General features: G+C 60.4%; 15 protein-coding genes. 2 read left to right on the top strand and 13 right to left on the bottom strand.

Annotated features, from left to right (window positions below; translation table 11 throughout):
• Positions 1–99 precede the first annotated feature (99 nt).
• The 6 genes from DTW90_RS23765 to DTW90_RS23740 all read right to left on the bottom strand — a co-directional run bounded on the left by DTW90_RS23765 (position 100) and on the right by DTW90_RS23740 (position 6934).
• Complete coding sequence (locus tag DTW90_RS23765; protein ID WP_210251428.1) at positions 100–1182, bottom strand: ABC transporter ATP-binding protein; 1083 nt, start codon at positions 1180–1182, stop codon at positions 100–102.
• Positions 1183–1184: 2 nt separating this feature from the next.
• Entirely contained in the window at positions 1185–1994 is an 810-nt protein-coding gene (locus tag DTW90_RS23760) for an ABC transporter permease subunit (protein WP_149341385.1), read from the bottom strand.
• Positions 1991–2932, bottom strand: a complete 942-nt coding sequence (locus DTW90_RS23755; protein WP_149341383.1) for an ABC transporter permease — start codon at positions 2930–2932, stop codon at positions 1991–1993. Before DTW90_RS23755 ends, DTW90_RS23760 begins: the two co-directional genes overlap by 4 nt.
• Complete coding sequence (locus DTW90_RS23750) at positions 2929–4065, bottom strand: extracellular solute-binding protein (protein WP_149341381.1); 1137 nt, start codon at positions 4063–4065, stop codon at positions 2929–2931. Before DTW90_RS23750 ends, DTW90_RS23755 begins: the two co-directional genes overlap by 4 nt.
• A gap of 293 nt (positions 4066–4358) precedes the next feature.
• Positions 4359–5831: an aldehyde dehydrogenase family protein gene (locus DTW90_RS23745; protein WP_132523910.1), complete on the bottom strand. Its 1473-nt coding sequence runs from the start codon at positions 5829–5831 to the stop codon at positions 4359–4361.
• The gene (locus DTW90_RS23740; protein ID WP_132523911.1) at positions 5828–6934 is read right to left on the bottom strand and encodes a mandelate racemase/muconate lactonizing enzyme family protein; all 1107 of its coding nucleotides are present in this window, start codon (positions 6932–6934) and stop codon (positions 5828–5830) included. The genes DTW90_RS23745 and DTW90_RS23740 overlap by 4 nt, the downstream gene beginning before the upstream one ends.
• 256 nt (positions 6935–7190) lie before the next feature.
• Here DTW90_RS23740 and DTW90_RS23735 point away from each other — a divergent pair, with 256 nt between their 5' ends.
• Positions 7191–8687, top strand: coding sequence for a PLP-dependent aminotransferase family protein (locus DTW90_RS23735; RefSeq protein WP_149341379.1), 1497 nt, complete (start codon positions 7191–7193; stop codon positions 8685–8687).
• A gap of 29 nt (positions 8688–8716) precedes the next feature.
• On the opposite strand, the gene DTW90_RS23730 is transcribed toward DTW90_RS23735, so the two are convergent.
• A complete protein-coding gene (locus DTW90_RS23730) occupies positions 8717–10333 on the bottom strand; it encodes a GMC family oxidoreductase N-terminal domain-containing protein (protein WP_149341377.1) in 1617 nt (538 codons plus the stop codon).
• 230 nt (positions 10334–10563) lie between these two features.
• Here DTW90_RS23730 and DTW90_RS23725 point away from each other — a divergent pair, with 230 nt between their 5' ends.
• Entirely contained in the window at positions 10564–10770 is a 207-nt protein-coding gene (locus DTW90_RS23725) for a hypothetical protein (RefSeq protein WP_132523914.1), read from the top strand.
• A gap of 79 nt (positions 10771–10849) precedes the next feature.
• On the opposite strand, the gene DTW90_RS23720 is transcribed toward DTW90_RS23725, so the two are convergent.
• The 6 genes from DTW90_RS23720 to DTW90_RS23695 all read right to left on the bottom strand — a co-directional run bounded on the left by DTW90_RS23720 (position 10850) and on the right by DTW90_RS23695 (position 16637).
• The gene (locus tag DTW90_RS23720; RefSeq protein ID WP_132523915.1) at positions 10850–11680 is read right to left on the bottom strand and encodes a sugar phosphate isomerase/epimerase; all 831 of its coding nucleotides are present in this window, start codon (positions 11678–11680) and stop codon (positions 10850–10852) included.
• Positions 11681–11775: 95 nt separating this feature from the next.
• On the bottom strand, positions 11776–12786 hold the full coding sequence (locus tag DTW90_RS23715) for a LacI family DNA-binding transcriptional regulator (RefSeq protein WP_149341375.1): 1011 nt from the start codon (positions 12784–12786) through the stop codon (positions 11776–11778).
• Between the two features lie 222 nt (positions 12787–13008).
• Positions 13009–14214 (bottom strand): FAD-dependent oxidoreductase, encoded by a 1206-nt coding sequence (locus tag DTW90_RS23710; protein WP_149341373.1) that lies wholly within the window; start codon positions 14212–14214, stop codon positions 13009–13011.
• Positions 14215–14268: 54 nt separating this feature from the next.
• Positions 14269–15213, bottom strand: coding sequence for a substrate-binding domain-containing protein (locus DTW90_RS23705; RefSeq protein WP_149341371.1), 945 nt, complete (start codon positions 15211–15213; stop codon positions 14269–14271).
• A 78-nt stretch (positions 15214–15291) separates the two neighbouring features.
• Positions 15292–15606, bottom strand: a complete 315-nt coding sequence (locus DTW90_RS23700; protein WP_149341369.1) for a MocE family 2Fe-2S type ferredoxin — start codon at positions 15604–15606, stop codon at positions 15292–15294.
• Positions 15603–16637, bottom strand: coding sequence for a sterol desaturase family protein (locus DTW90_RS23695; protein ID WP_149341367.1), 1035 nt, complete (start codon positions 16635–16637; stop codon positions 15603–15605). Before DTW90_RS23695 ends, DTW90_RS23700 begins: the two co-directional genes overlap by 4 nt.
• Positions 16638–16954 lie beyond the last annotated feature (317 nt).

Genomic DNA, 16954 nt, shown 5'->3' with positions numbered 1-16954 from the left:
GGCCGGTAATAGACTACGCTGGCTCGGTCAACGCTATACCATCGCTCGCGCCGGGCGCGGCTTAACCCTGGCAGGTCTCGGTTGGATGGCTGCGCTCAGTTATGTCCGCGGAGCTACCGCAAGAGCGGGTGACGGCCGCACGACAACCTTCACGCTTGAGCCGTGACCGAAGCGGGCAACGTCCGCGCTGGCGACCTGTGCCTGCACCAGGGTATCGTCATGCAGTCTCACCTGCACGCGGGCGATAGGGCCGAGGAAGCTTGCTGCGACCACCCGGCCCACGCCCTCTCTATCCGGTACCAGATCGAGACATTCCGGTCTGACAAGCACGATCGCCGCACCCTCGGCAACGGAGCCTTCGAGCACGGGAATTGTGCAGCCAAGCACCATTGCCATCCCATCACGCACCTCGCAGCGAAGTCGATTGGAAAGACCGACAAATTCGGCGACACGCTGAGAGCAAGGGCGCTCATAAAGCTCGATCGGAGTTGCAATCTGCTCGATCCGTCCGGCATGCATGACCGCGACACGATCGGCCGCAGCCATAGCCTCCTCCTGGTCGTGGGTCACGAACAAGGTCGTCGTGCGCAGATCCAGTTGAATTCTGCGGATTTCGTCGCGCAGCTGCGAGCGAACCTTGGCATCCAGTGCAGAAAGGGGTTCGTCCAGCAGCAACACGCTTGGCTGGATGGCAAGCGCACGCGCGAGGGCGACACGCTGCTGTTGTCCGCCTGACAGCTGGTGCGGATAGCGTTCCGCCCGATCTCCAAGGCCAACGATGTCAAGAAAATGGTTTGCGATCCGCTTCCTCTCAGCGCCGCCAATCTTGCGCATTCGCAGGCCGAACGACACATTCTCCAACGCCGTCATGTGCGGAAACAGGCTGTAGGCTTGAAAGACCATGCCTATGTCGCGGCCAGTCGTCGCCAGCTGCGTCACGTCGGCGCTTCCGATGATGATCTTGCCTTCATCGACCCGCTCCAGCCCGGCGACCGCGCGAAGCGCCGTCGTCTTGCCGCATCCGGAGGGGCCAAGCAGCGCGACCAGCTCGCCGGGACGGATATCGAGGCTCAATCCGTCCAGCGCGCGAATGCTTCCGTACCGCCGCTGAAGATCCAGGAGCTGGACGGGTACGCCGCCATCGGCCCCATCGTTGCCGGACTGAGCGGAAGACATATTCATCATTATTCCTCTTTCTCGGGAATTTCCCGAGCTTCGGGACGTTGTCCCGCAAACGACAGAATGAACAGCAGCATGAAGGCAAAGCAGAGGGCGGCGAGCGATACGGCTACGGCGACGCTCGCATTGCGCTTGCCGATCTCGTTGATGATGACCTGAAGCGTCTCGAAACTGAGAAGCGAAGAGATCGTGAATTCCCCGAGGACAAGAGCGACCGAGATAAGTGCTGCGGCAAGCAGCGCGCCACGGATATTGGGCACGACGATCCGCCAAATCACGCCGTTCCAGGAGCTGCCGAAGACACGCGCCGCCTCGGACAAGGTCACCAGATCGAGCGTATCGAGCCCCGAGGCGATGGCGCGATAATTATAGGGCAAGACCAGGATGACGTAGATGAAGGTGAGAGTCAGCGGGGATTCGCTGACGAACCGACCAACGAGACCGTAGACCGGCCCAAGCCCCACGACGAGAACGATGGCCGGCACGGTCAGCGGCAGAAGACAAATGAATTCCAGCACACGGTTGAGGCCGGGCCGTTTCAGCCGCACCAGGATCATCGTTGGCACCAGCAACGCCAGCGCCAGCAACACTGTCAACGCCGCAAGTTCGAGCTGAAGGATGATGGCGCCCAGGAGATCGGGGTTTGTGCCGATCTCCGCCCAGGCCGCCAATGTGCGCTGGCCGCCCGGACCGCGGGTGGAGAATTCGAACATCGCCAGCATCGGCAGCAGGAGATAGCCCAATACCGAGAAAAGGATTGCCAGCCGAAGGGTCGCTTCACCCCTTCTCGCGCGCGCTCGATCGATGCTCGTCATGCAAGCCACCGGCTGGTTCTGGCCTTGAGCAGCGCGTAAAGAACAGTGGTTGTCACGACGATGATGATCATGCCGAACGCCAGCGCTGCTCCGAGATTTTCCTGGCCCAGCATGACTTCGCTGGTCAGGAAGGTTCCGATACGCAGGGTCACGAGCGGATCGGCCTGGGAAAGCAAGGCTGCGGCCGTGGAGTAAGCGGAAAAAGCATTAGCGAAAAGCAGGAGGGTAGCACCAGCGAAGGACGGCCAGAGAATGGGCAGCCCGACATGCCGCCAATAGGCGATACTGCCGCCCCCCAGCGTCTCGCAGGCTTCGCGCCATTGCGGGCGCAGACCCTCGATCGCGGGCAGAAACACGATGACCATCAGCGGTATCTGGAAATAGGTGTAGACCAGCGCTAGGCCCGGGAGCGAATAGAGCCATTGGCCCCAGGCAAAGATATCAACGCTCATCTGCTGCTTCAGGAATAGCGTGATGAAACCGTTGAAGCCGAATGTGGCAAGGAAAGCGAATGCCAGCATGACGCCACCAAACTGCGCCAGCGTGCCGGATGCTGCAAGGATGGCACGGCGCAGGAGGCCGTGGCGTGGGCCGGTTGCGACAGCCCAGGAGAGCAGCCCGCCCAGAACAGCGCCGGCAACCGCTGTTATCACCGACAACATGATCGACAGCGTGAAGACGCGCAGGTTCTGATTGGAAACCGCATCGATCAGATTGTGTAGGGTGAAGGCGCCTTCGGATGTTTGGAAGGCGCCTTTTACGACGACGACAGTCGGCCAGAAGAGGAACAGCGAAACAAAAATGAAAAAAGGCAGAACGCCGAGTTGATCAAGGCCGAAGCTGCGCTGCACCGGCGCCTTCCGTGCCGGTGCAGTTTGCGCGGATGCCGCGCCCCCGCCAGGGAGCGCGAAACGCGTTTGCGGCTTGCCTGCTGTCATTGGACCGCCTGATCCCAATGCTCCTTAAGGTAATCCTGCGCCTTCTTGAGCTGATCCTGGGTCAGGACGACAGGCTTTCCTTCAACCTGCGGAAGCTGGCCGACCGCAGTCTTGTCCACGGTGCCTGCTTTGGTCATGGCATCGAGGCGTACCGGACGGGCAAAGCCCTGAAGCCAGATATTCTGGCCTTCGTCGGAATAGAGGAATTCCTCCCAAAGGCGTGCAGCGGCCGGATGCGGCGCATCCTTGTTGATCGCCTGCACATAGTAGGCGCCGACCGGTCCGCCCGGCGGAACCACGACCTTCCAGTCGATCGAGCCCTTTAGCGTCTTCGATTGCGCCAGGTTCAGATATTCCCAGTCGATGACGACAGGAGTCTGCCCGGAGGCAATGGTGGCGGGGGTCGGATCGACGGGAAGCATGTTGCCGGACTGGTGCAGCTTCTTGAAGAAATCGACGCCCGGAGCGATGTCGTCGGCGGAGCCGCCGTTTGCGAGTGCGGCCATCATCACACCATGGAAGCCTGCCGACGCGCGCGTCGGATTGCCGTTAAGCGCGACCTTGCCCTTGAACTCGGGCTTGAGCAGATCCGCGACGCTGGTGATCGCCGGAACCTGCTTGGCGTCATAGCCGATCGAGGCATAGCCGCCGTAATCGGCAAACCACGCGCCATTCGGGTCCTTGAGGTTGTCAGCAATGTCGTCCCATCCGGCGACCTTATAGGGCGCAAAAGTGGGTACGGCCGACAGGGCGACGTTAACACCGAGATCGAAGACGTCAGGCGCCCTGTTCTGTCCCTGCAGGCGTTTTGCGGCGTTGAGCTCGTCCTGGCTGTCCGCGTCCGGCTGGGCGCTGTTGACCTTGATGCCGTATTTGGTCTGGAAGGCCTTGATCATCTCGCCGTAATTCGCCCAGTCCGGCGGCAGCGCGATGACGTTCAGTTCACCTTCCTTCTTGGCGGCGGCGATCAAGCCGTCCATGCCGCCGAAGGCGGAGACACTGGTTGCAGCGCTGTCGGCCGATGCGGCCTCAGCGCTCTGTGGTAGGCTGGCGAGGCTGAAAGCCATTGCGACCGCCGCACACAACATGGTTGTGCCGGCGAGACTCCGGCGAAAGAATGCATGATGTTTCATTTTTTCTTCTCCCTCTGTAGTCCTGACACCCGCCTTCTCAGAAGGCGATAGCAAGCTGGTTTTCGCTTTGATTATGTCTTTGGCCGGCATGCGAGGATGGTGAGCATGGCTGACGCCTTGTTCAGATCGCAATTGCTCATCTGCGCCGGATCATCCCCCCATGTCCGAATTCAAGCCGATGGTATGCACGTTCCGACACGACGAATAGGGCCAGTTTCGATGGATTGGCAGGCCATTTTATTTCGACCTAACATTGCCATGAAACCAATCGAAAGGAACCTCCCCGCCCCAGATCAGATCCTGATCGTGACCGATTTCGTGCGACAGTAGCTGGCCATCGCGATCAATCCCTTTTCCCGGCCGATGCCGGATTGCCGGTTGCCACCGAAGGGCGTTTCCACGCCGCCCGCGAAATACTCGTTGACGAAAACCTGGCCGGCGTCGACATCGCGCGCGATGCGATGGGCCTTGGACAGGTCTTTGGTAAAGAGACCCGCCACGAGCGCATAATTGGTGCAGTTGGCGGCCGCGATCGCTTCCTCGGCACTATCGACGACCTGAACCGCCAGCACCGGTCCGAATATCTCTTCCTGAACGATCGGGTCGCTCCATTCCACCGCGTCGAAAATCGTCGGTTCGAAAAACCATCCCTTGCCGGTTGCAGGATCTGCCGTCTCGTTACCGCCGGTCACGACTTCGACCCCGCGTGCCTTGGCTCCCGCGACATAGGATGCGATCTTGTTCAGATGCTCCTTCGAATTGATCGCGCCGAAGTTGACCCCTTCCGTCAGTCCGTGGCCGATCTTCAGCTTTCGGGCTCGCGCCACCAGTCGCTCAATGAATTCAGCATGGATCGAGCGCTCGATGACCAGACGCGAGCCGGCGGAGCAAATCTGGCCGGCATTTTCGAAGATGGCGCCGATGACATTGTCCAGCGCCAGATCGATATCCGCATCGGCCAGCACGATATTGGGAGACTTGCCGCCGAGCTCCAGCGTCACCGAAGCGATATTCTGCGCCGCCGATTTCATGACGTTGATGCCCGTCACGGTCGAGCCAGTAAACGTCACATGGCGGACATCGGGATGGGAGACGAGCGGAGCGCCGGCCGAAATCCCGGTCCCGGTCACTACATTGCAGACGCCCTGCGGCAGACCCGCCTGAACGAGAATTTCTGCCAGCAGCAATGCGGTCAGAGGCGTTTGCTCGGCGGGCTTCACCACGGCGGTGCAGCCGGCTGCGAGCGCCGGCGCGATCGAGCGGGAGGCCGTCGACAGTGGGTAGTTCCAGGGAACGATGTGGGCGGTGACACCGACCGGTTCTTCGATGGAATAGGATGTGTAATCAGGCCCCAGCGGATACGCCTTGCCCTCCTGCTTGTCGGCTGCGCCGGCGTAGTATTCGAAGGCCCGCGCGGAGCCGCGAACGTCGCCGCGCGCCTCATCCAGCGTCTTGCCGCTGTCCAGCACCTCGGCGCGCGCCAGGCGCTCGATATTCTCGCGGATCAGCCCGGCAGCGCGCATCAGGATACGTCCGCGCTCGGCCGGTAGTGACTTTCCCCACACGGTCTCCTGCGCCCGCCGTGCAGAGGCAACGGCATCGGCAACATCTTCGGCCGTTCCCGCTGCAAACCGCGAATGCGGCTCGGCCTTCCCGGGATCGAAGGTCTCCATCAGATTGCCCGCCGCCGGCTTGCGCCATGCGCCGTCGATGAAATGGCCTGATGGCCATTCTTCGGTCGCTATGCCGGAGGATTGAATTGTCATTGTTCAGCCTCGCTCACCTGATAGCTGGATTTTGCAAGCCATTCCGGATCGATCTCGATGCCCCAGCCGGGCGCGTCCGTCACCGTGACCATGCCATCTTCCACCATGTAAGGCGACTTGACGAAAAGCCCATCCTGCCAGGGATAGTAGTCCGCCCCTTCGATGGAGAATTCCAGATATTTGGCGCCGCCATCGATGGCGCGAAGCAGATGCATGGTGAAGAGCGTGACCAGGCCAAGATTGGCGCTGTGCGGCGTCACCGGCAAACCGGCAGCCTTTGCCATGGCGCAGACCCGCAGGGTGCGGCTGATGCCTCCGAGATAGAGGATGTCAGGCTGGACGATGTCGACTGCGCGCATCTCGATCATATGTCGCCAGGTCGCAATCTCGCAATCCTGCTCGCCGCCGGTTACCGCGATGTCGAGAGCGTCGGTGACTTCTTTCGTCTGTTCGAGTTCCCAATAGAGGCAGGGCTCTTCGAAGTGCTCGATGCCGTTATCCTGCAGCATCCGCCCGACTTCGATGGCCCGCTTGGGACTAAAACCGCTGTTGGCGTCCACCAGCAGCGCCACGTCATCACCCAGTGACTTGCGGATCGTCGGAACGATCTCTTCTGTCCGGCCTGGCCACTCGTCGACGTCGTGGCCATATTCCGCAGCGACGCGGAATTTGAAGGCATCGAAACCGAACTGGTCACGCAGGCGCTGAAACCGTTCGGCCTCCTGCTTGGGCGTGATGTCGCGCTTCATAGAGGACGCATAGGCGCGCAGCTTGCCGGGCGAGCCGCCAAGCAGGCTGGCGACGGGGAGGCCGGCGGCCTTTCCGCGCAAGTCCCAGATCGCCGTATCGAGACCGCCAAGCGCTCGCTTCATGTAGGACCCGGGAAATTTGTGCTCCCGCTCGATCGTCCGCTCCGTCAGGGCATCGATATCATCGAACTCGACACCCAGGACATGCGGGGCGACCTGACGATGGAGGACGGTCGAGGTGATATCGGAATTGTAGGTGGATACCTGCCCGATCCCTTCGGCACCATCGTCGGCCGTGATACGAACGAAGCCGACAAAAGGCGTTGAGAATGTTTCTATGCGTTTTATCTTCACGTTCGGTCTCCTCGAAACAGCCCGACTGAAAGCCTCCTGTCCCTCGTACCGAACATCGAGAAAAGCGGTTAGGTCCACTTTCGAAAAACGGCGTGGCCGGTCTAGTGTAGCCATCCGCTATGGGGACGGGGCTGCGCTTGGAGATCGGACTTCGGGGGATCGGCGTCGCTCATGGGATCGCAATTCGACCTGAAACGGCGATAGCTTCCGTCCTCGAAGTGATTTGTGAAATGAAGCAAGGTGGAAGACGCCGGACATGGTGAAGCGATCATCGGGTGAACTGCTATTCTCCATCGCCGTTGATCGCTCGGTCGATAAGTCCATCACCACGCAGGTCTATGGCGCAATGCATCAGATGATCCTGTCGGGCGATCTGGCGGCCGGCAAACGGCTGCCCTCGACGCGCATCCTCGCAAAGGAACTGGGTATTTCGCGAACAACGGCCATGGCGGTCTTCGAGCGCCTGACGTCAGAAGGCCTTATCGAGTCCCGAACGGGTTCCGGTTCGTATATTTCGAGCGCAGCGGGTGCAGCCCGACCCAGACAGCCACTTCTGGTCGATGCGCCGGGCCTGCCGATGTCAGCAACGTTGGCGGATATTATCTCGGATGCCTCGCCGCGCTTTCTCCAGCGGTTGTCGCATCCGCAGACGCCACGGCCTTTCGCAACGGGATTGCCGGATTTCAAAGCTTTTCCGCTCGCCACATGGGCGCGCCTGACGGCCAAGCATTGGCGCGAACCCCGCGAGCAGATCCTGGGGTATTCCGATCCGGAGGGCGATCCTCACCTGAGAGCAGTGCTTGCAGAACATCTTCGTTCGAACCGAGGCATATCCTGTGATCCCGAACAGATATTCATCGTCAATGGAGCTCAACAGGCGTTCGACCTGATCGGGCGCATGCTTCTGAACCCGGGAGATTTCGTCTGGTTCGAGAACCCCGGTGCGATCGGCGCTCGCAACAGTCTGATCGCCTGCGGCGCTCGCATGGTTCCGGTTCCGGTCGATGACGAGGGCCTGTCCGTCGCCGAAGGATTGCGCCTTGCGCCAAATTTCCGATTGGCCTTCGTGACCCCATCGCATCAACATCCGATGGGCGTGGAAATGAGCCTGGAGCGCAGGGCCGAACTTCTGGCGGCCGCGATCAGGCACCAGGCCTGGATCATCGAAGACGATTATGACGGAGAGTTCAGGTACGATAACAGGCCCCTGCCAACCCTGAAAAGTGGAGACGCAGGAGAGCGAGTGATTTATGTCGGAACGTTCTCCAAGACGATGTTCCCGTCTCTCAGGCTCGGATTCTATATCGTCCCAAAACCATTGGCTTCTGTGTTCAAGCGAATTTCCGGCGCATTTCTTCAGGGCGTGCCGTCAAGCATTCAAGCAGTTATGGCCGCCTTTATCGAGGAAGGACATTTTGCAACCCATCTTCGGCGCATGCGCGAAATCTATGCCGAACGCCACGCCGCATTCCATGATGCCGCACAGCGCCATCTCGGAGGGCTTTTGAACGTGAAACGATCCGTCGCCGGATTTCATGTCGTGGGAAACTTCGCCTCGCCCGCGATGGACGAAGACAAGATCACGAGCGACGCCGCAAATGCCGGCCTTGTCGTTTCGCCCATCAGCCGCTTCTGCATCGATCAGGCGAACGTTGAGCGCGGTCTTGTTCTGGGCGTCAGCGCAATCGACACGCGCATGATAGAAGAAGGTGTGCGGACGCTGGCACGCGTGCTGGAGGCCAATCGCGGTTGATCAACAAGCCTGTCCTATCGGCGCTCTACCTACCGAATGTCTTCCAGGATCATTGCGGCGCCTTTTTCCGCCACCATCAATGTCGGCGTATTGGTGTTGCCTGACGTCACATTGGGAAAAACCGACGCATCGATCACGCGCAATCGATCGATCCCGTGAACCCGCAAACGCGCATCCACCACACTCGTCCCGTCGGCCGGTCCCATGCGGCACGTGCAGGACGCGTGGAAAACGCTTCCCGACCGAGCGCGTATATCGGCGATGATGTCCTGCTCGTTCTGAACATCCTTTCCGGGCGTCATTTCGTCGATAATGACGGCTTGCATTGCCGGCTGCTCGGCGATGCGGCGGATAAGCCGCACGCTGGCGAGCATGGACTGCATGTCCTCGGGCGTCGCGAGGTAGTTCGGTTCTATGACCGGGGATGCCTTGATGTCGGGCGATCCGATTTCGATCGATCCTCGGCTCGTTGGCCGGCAAGGCTGGATGCCGATGAAGAACCCCGGAAACGGATCCGGCATCGTCAGGCGGCGAACGCCCGGCGTCGGCTTGCTGTAGCTGACGGGCGAGAAATAGAGCTGCGTGTCCACATGCTCCTGATCAGGGCTGGATTTGACGAAGCCGCCCGCCTGATTGACGCTCAGCGACAGCGGCCCGTCGCGGAACAGGACGTATCGCGCGCCGAGCATGACACGGCCTGACCAGGGACGGAGAAGCGAATTGAGCGTGGGCCTGCGCGAGCGATAGAGATAGTCGATGCCCAGATGATCCTGCAGGTTCCGACCGACCGCCGGCATGTCCTTGACGACGGGCTTGCCGAATTTCTGGAGAAGCGCGCCAGGACCGATGCCCGAATGCTGGAGAAGCGTCGGAGACTGGACCGCTCCTGCCGACAGGATGACCTCGCGCTCGGCGAGAACCTGTCGTCTCTCATTCCCCTCCTCGAACTCGACTCCGATTGCGGTCTGTCCATCGAAGAGGATGCGTGTGACGAGAGCCTTGGTGATGACCTTCAAATTGGGCCGGCGGGACGCCGGATGGAGGAAGGCCGTGGCCGACGACACGCGAAAGCCATCCTTGGCGCTGATCTGATAGACCGAGATGCCTTCCTGTTTTTCGCCGTTATAATCCGCGATACGCTCGAAACCCGCCTGTTCGGCTGCCCGGAGCCAGTCACCGCAAAGCGGATGCACAGCAGGTGCCATATCGGTGACGAAGACCTCGCCCTCGTCCCCCCGCCAGGCATCCCCACCCCGTTCGAACGTTTCTATGGATTTGAAGTAGGGAAGAACGTCATCCCAACCCCAGCCAACATTGCCGGCCGCGCGCCAATCCTCGAAATCGTTGCGCTGGCCGCGCACATAGACCATGGCGTTGATCGATGACGAGCCTCCCAGCACCTTGCCCCTGGGCCAATAGCTCGTGCGCCCGGCCAAGGCGTCCTGCGGCCCGGTTTCGAAACGCCAGTTCACCTCTGGATTATAGAAACTATGTCCGTATCCGATCGGCATGCGGATCATGAACCGACGGTCGCTCCCGCCGGCCTCGAGCAAGAGCACACGAAACCGTCCCGATTCCGTCAGGCGATTTGCAAGCAGACAACCGGCCGATCCTGCGCCAATGATGATGAAATCAAAATCTGCCAATTCCGTCCCCTATGCTCTCACTCCTCGATTTAGCATGTGACGAAATGGTGGGGGTGAGCCATTTCCGGAACGTTATAAAGCCAATCCCGTGGAATCTTGCGTTGCTATAACGCCACCAGGAAGTCGCAACCTCCGCAGCTCCCGGCGGGACTTCGAAATGATCAGGCCGGCTACGTGCCCATTGGAACGTGCCGCTAAGTCAAGCGTTCCTTCGCCAGAAGGATACGAAGATGCCAATTGCAAAACTTTACCATTTGAACCGCAAAGCCGTCTGGATGCTGATCCTTGTCATCGGGGCGACGACCGCCGGTGTCGCCTCGTGGTACATCCATCTCAAGCCCCGCAAAGCTGACGATGCACCCTCCGGAATCTTGGCCACGGCACCCGCTGCGGCTCCAAGACGCCTCAATGCCGACGGCGCGCCGATGTCTGATTGAGTGGCGAAATCTTCGATTTGTTTGGTTTAGAGCGACGGTGAGGCTAAGGCCTCATTCGCCCTCTATCTTCGCTGAATCCTCAATCGGTGCGCGCCCAGAGTTCTTTCACCCGCTCCATCAGCAGCAGTGCTTCTTGCCACCGGTCGGTGATATCCTCTCCGTTGCGACCGGTGATGGCGTAGGGCTTTGGACCAAGCTCACAGGTAAAGGCAAGAATATCATCAGGCCCTGCCCGGCGTCGCCAGCTGCGAAAACCGTACTCCCACCATTCCATGAAAAGATCGAGCCATGGCCGATGATGTGGAAAGGAGATTTCTATCTGCACCTGTTCTCGCGAAGCGACGCGGCCATGGAAGGACCACGAACTGTCAAGGATGCGATGGATCATGTCATGGTTTTCCGCCGACACGGGCCAGGCGAATTCACGGCCGACAAGAAAATGCGATAGATCGCCGAGTAGCCGTAGGTTGGGAAGCTGATCCAGGAGGTCCAGCGTGAAGAAGAGATCGGTGGTCATCCGATCGCGATGGGTCTCGATATAGACCGGGATCCTCGCCTCCTCACTCAGCCGCTGCCAGCCTTCAAGCAAGGGAAGACAGTCTTCGATGCGGCGAAGCCGGACATCCGGCTGCAGACAGATATGAGCAACACTAAATTCGGCGGCATTCTCGAGCACTGGCTTCAGGTCGTCTACACTCCTAGGGAAACATTGACCTTCAGCCTTCAGACCGTGGGGCTTCAGAAGCGAATGCAGGCGGCTGACATAGCCGCGGTCGTACCAATGGGCGCTGACGCCACCGAAGCCAGCTTCTGCGATCTGCTCAATACTTTCCTCGAGCGAGAGTTCCGGCTGGATGGCGCTGCGGCGTTCCATGGCCCAGAGCGACTGGAAGACATTCAGGGACTGCATCGACGCCTCCTCAGTGGTCGTGTGATACTAGACATCATAAAGCTGTTCCGGTGGCGAGACGCTGCTTTGATTTCTTTTGATCAATTTAGCGACGCCTAGACGTTCTCAGCAGTGATCGTAAGGAAGCGTATGGGATCGGCGACGACCTCCGTGCGGATGACGCCGAGCTTATGAAGGATGATATCAACGGAACGGCGCGCCTGCACTTCCGGGGTCTGATCGATGCAGATGTTCATCAGTCCTGACTGGAGATACCGCCTCTTCTTCTCCGTCAGCTCGTGACCGACCCAGAATATCTCGCGTCGCTTCGCCCATTGCTGCAGGACGACCGCGACCCCTTCGTCGCCTCCACCCGCCGAATAGACCCCGATAATATCCTGGTCACGATGAAGCGCCTCCCCGAGCGTCTCGGCAATCCGCAACTCGTCGTCCTGCCCCAGGATCGTATGCGAGAAGTGGTGTTTCGACGATTGGCCGGCCGCCATGAAGTCCGAAAAGCCCCTTGTCCGGTCACGATGGCCATTGTAGGTGCCGCTATGGCAGATGGAAACGAATGACCCCGCGCGCGTGGAAAGCATACCGGCCATGTAATAGGCGGCCGTCCGCCCGGCAGCATAGTTGTCGATGCCGACATATGGGAGACCGCCGTCGTCGCAGCGTGTCACGATCTGGACAACCGCGACGCCTGATTCCTGCACCTCGCGAAGGGCACGGGTCACCAATGGGTCGTCCTGCGCGCATATTATGAGAGCCGAACGACGAAGGGTCGAGTTCGCTATGTGCCGCGCCATCGCCACCGGGTCGTTCTCCCTAACGAAGGTTCTGTGGAGGATGATCGACCGATCCAACGAAGCTGACATTCTTTCAAATGCGTGATTGAGGCTGGCGAAGAAACTCGAATCCGGCCGCACCAGAATGACTTCGATGCGCAACGCGCTACGATGCATCTCGCTATCGCGAATGCCGTAGTTGAGCTTCCTGACGGCTCTGGCGACCCTTTGAGCCGTCTTCTCCGTGACGCCTCCTCGCCCATTGATGACACGCTCGACGGTCGCAGTTCCAACGCCCGCCTCCCTGGCGACGTCCTTCAGTGTGGCCTTCTTCAAAGCGCGCCTCCGCCGCATGATCAGCTTCATCAAATCGCAGCCGGGACGATCATCCGGCCAGCATGCCAACCGGGCGGCCGGGCCAAAGAAATCGTCACATCTCCTTGTAGATCGGTCGGGGGCGTTTCAGAAGAGGGAGAGAGGCGTTCTGGGAGACGCCTCTCTCGCATCGGCCGGTTCCCGAGGAGGGTAGAGACACGGCCGAAGTTGCCCGGGCCGCCTTCAGGCCGCCCGCAAACTCTTTAGAAGGACCTTCAGGTTGACCGCCGGATCGGCCAGCTGCGACGGATCGGGGGATGCGCCGTTCGCGACAAGCATCTCGGCTAGCTTGATATCCTTGGCGCAGGCATTTCCGACCCCAAGACCCGCGGCCGCGACCAGGCGTCCATCGTCAAGGTAGAATTCCAGATCGCCGCCCTCGATCGTCCGCGAAACCTGCGCGTGCCCGGCTGATGGCAGACCGACGACCTGAAGGCTCAGATCATACTGGTCCGACCAGAACCAAGGCATCCCGTTGAAGGGTTCGTTTGCGCCTGCCATGTTCCGACCCGCTGTCTCACCTTGCAGGCGGGCGTTTCGCCAACTCTCGAACCGCATGTGTCCACCGCCGATCTGAGACACCGCCGAACAGTCTCCGGCAGCAAATACGTCCGGCGCGCTCGTCCGCAGGAACATGTCGGTCAGGATGCCGTTCCCAGTCGATATTCCCGCCCGCTGCGCCAATTCGGTGTCGGGAACGACGCCGATCGCACCGACAACCAGGTCGGCGGGCACTGCGGCTGCGTCGGTCAGGATGACCCCACGTTCCTGAATTTCGGATACGCCCTGCCCCAGATGGAACGTCACGCCTTCCTCCAGGTGGCGGACATGCAGCCTTTCCGCAAAGCGTGGAGGCACCGCCCTGCCGAGCGGCTTCCGGGCGGCCTCGATGATGCTGACTGCGATCCCGCGTCCACGAAGCACGGCGGCGAGTTCCATGCCGATCAACCCGCCGCCGATGATCGCAGCCGATTTCGCACCCTCTGCACGGCTGAACATGAGATCGGCGTCCGCATAGGTCCTGAAGTCGAGTGCGTGCTGGGCGCCAAGGCAGTTGAGACGCCTCGGGCTTGCACCCGTCGCAATCAAAAGCTTGTCATATTGAAGCACTGCGTCATCGGTCAGCCTGACAGAATGCGAGGCGACATCGATTGCGGAAGCGGAGACGCCTGGAAGATAGCGGATTTCCGTCGCTTCGAGGGCTCCGGCAACGCAGATCTGCTTCATCTGCACCATGCCGTCCGCGGGCTTCGATAGCGGAGGCCGTTCGTAGGGGAGATGCGGCTCCTTGCCGATCAGGGTTATCGGTCCGGAATATCCCGCCTCCCGCGCCGCAAAAGCCGCCCGTGTCCCGCACTCGCCCGCGCCAATGATAACGATGCCGTCCATGGTTCCTCCCTCAGTGGACGGACTGGCGAGCGACCGCGCGCCAGTCGCGATGGCCTAGTTCTTGTGGGCGTATTCGTTCATGTTCTTCGGCGTGACAAGCTCGAACGGAACCATGACTTCCTTCTCAACCGGTTTTCCGCGCGCAAAGGCGACAGCCGCGTCGACGGCGCTCGCAGACTGTCCCTTCGCATTCTGGAAGACGGTCGCAGCTAGGTCGCCGGCTGCCATGGCCGCAAGGCCGTCCTGCGTCGCATCGATGCCGATGACGACCTCGTCCTTCATCGACATGCCTGACGCCTTGAGCGCCTGCACCGCGCCGAGCGCCATCTCGTCATTGTTTGCAAAGACGACGTCGATCGGCCGCCCGGCGGTGATCCAGTTGGTCGTCATATCCATTGCGTTTGTGCGCTGCCATAGGGCCGATTGTTCGTCGGCAATGGTCGTGCCCTTGCAGTCACCGGCGGTCAGGGCACCCTTGAAAGAATCGGTGCGGTCGTGCGACGCCTGATGTGCGAGGTCGCCCATCAGAATGTAGACCTGCGCGCTGTTTTCCTTCTTCTTCGCCTTGAGCAGATCGCAAGCTGCCTGGGCTGCCAGCCTGCCCGCATCGGTTTCCTTCGAGCCTATGTAGGCTTCCCGGTCTGGAAGCTTTGCGACGTTGGAAGGCTCCAGGTTGAGATAGACCAGCGGGATCTTCGCCTTGTTCGCGGCCTCCGTTATGGCCGGGGCCGCAGAGGCGTCTGCAAGCGTCAGGATGATGGCGTCGACCTTTGCGGCGATGAAGTTGTTCACCTGGTTTATCTGCTTCGAGATATCCGTCTGCGCGTCCTCCACCTGTACGGTCACGCCGCCCACCTCGGCGGCGCGCGCCTGGATGCCCTGCCGCAGAAGGGTCTGGAAGTTGTTGTCGAAGCTCTGCATCGAAACGCCGATCGTCTCGGCAGATGCGGTGCCAGCCATCAGGGCGGCAAGGGCTGCCGCCACCAAAGTCATTCTCATGTCATCCTCCCATTGGATGCCGGTCCATCCAGAAAAGCATGCCGGAGGCCTTCGTGGCCCAAACGGAATCTCACGCGATCACGCGAGGGCCACGCAAACCTCACCGTCGACAACCTCGGCGGGATAGGTCTTGAGGTTCTCGCAGGCGGGCAGCCGCATCGCCTCGCCCGAACGGTAATCGAAGGCTCCGGAGTGCTTGGGACACTCCACCTCGAAATCCATCACCAGTCCGTCAGCGAGGTGTACCGCCTCGTGGGTGCAAAGGCCTGCGGTGCAGTAGACGCTGTCGTCCGGCCCCCGGAAGACCGCAAAGGTGCGACCCCCGTGGTCGAAGCGGATGACGCCTTCCTGTTCGATGTCTGAAAGCGGGCCGACCGATATCCAGTTGCTCATTTTGCAGCCTCCTGGACGTCGCCCCTCGCCTTGCGGACCGCAAGCTTCTCCTTGCGCTTGCGGTAGCGTTCCTGCATGCGCGCATCGCCTTCCGCGGAACCGTCGTGCCAGGTGCCGAACCATTTATCGAGCGGGATCAGCGCGTCGCCGTAGTTCACCTCGAAGAATTTGTGATGCAGGTAATGAGCATAGGCGTGGCTGTCGACCAGCCTGTCGTCGCCGACTTCGACCTTGTCGAAGCCGACATGTCCGGGGATCGCTCCGAAACCTGCATAATGAAGCTGGTAGAGCATGATGATCGGATTGGACGGCAGGATGAGATGATAGAACGCAGTTCCGAAATAAAGCAGGTGCTCCACCGGATGCATGGAAAGCGAGGACCAGGGCGATGGGTTCACGGAGTTGTGGTGCACCGAGTGGACCCACTTGTAGAGAAGCGGCGTGTGGATCAGCCGGTGGATGCAGAAGAAGTGGAACTCGTGGATGATGGGGACAACCAGCGCAACGCAAGCCAGCGTCCAGGGACGTTCCGCAAAACTCAGCCACGGCGCATAGCCATTGGCATAGGCCCAGAGCATCGCAACCTCGACCGCGGTCCAGACGGTCACGCCGGACAGGAAGGTCCGCAGAATGTTGTCAACGTTCTGGCTCTCGAACCAAAAGGCCTTGCTCTTCTGCTCCGACGGAAACTTTCCGTTGTATTTAAAGCGGTTCTTCTGCCTTCTCAGCACATAGAGATGGAGCTCGAAGGCGCCGAAGAAGAAGAACACGCAGATCGCGTTTACGGCGTAGAGCCACGCAATCCAGCCGACACCCAAGGTCCGCATCGTCTCCATCGGCGGGATGGCCCATGCCCAATAGGCGACGGCAGAAGCCGCGAAAATGAGATTCCATGGAAGGAAGTAATGCGGCAACCATTTCAGGATCGCCTTGATGCGGGTTGGGAAAAGGAACAGCGGCGCATACTGGACAGGATCGTTCGGCGCCCAGTCTCCGCGCTTGTTGCGAACTCCATATTCGAGGTCGTCCATTTCATCTCCTCCGGGCCCGACACCATGGCCGGCCAGCTCAACTGGAACTGAAGGAGAGGACTGATTGGCGCGTTTCTGCGAGCCGCCCTAGGGGACGGCCTGCTCTCCTCCTTGGAGAGAAATTAGCACTGCAGAGATTGCAAACCGAAAGGTAACTTGATCAAAAATGATCAATCGAGAATGGGCCTGGAGGTCGTGAGCGGAAGACCCGCTCGCGGCTCCCTGGAGCCGACAAGCGATCGCGTCCCGACCGGATCGCTTTGGACGCCTCGCGATGTGCGTGCCCGCGAAGAGGCACGCACGGTTTCAGCCTGCCG

The organism is Neorhizobium sp. P12A, from assembly GCF_008365395.1.
Classification (GTDB): domain Bacteria; phylum Pseudomonadota; class Alphaproteobacteria; order Rhizobiales; family Rhizobiaceae; genus Rhizobium.
The sequence above is the reverse complement of the archived record's forward strand: the minus strand, read 5'-3'. Positions and strand labels throughout refer to the sequence as shown.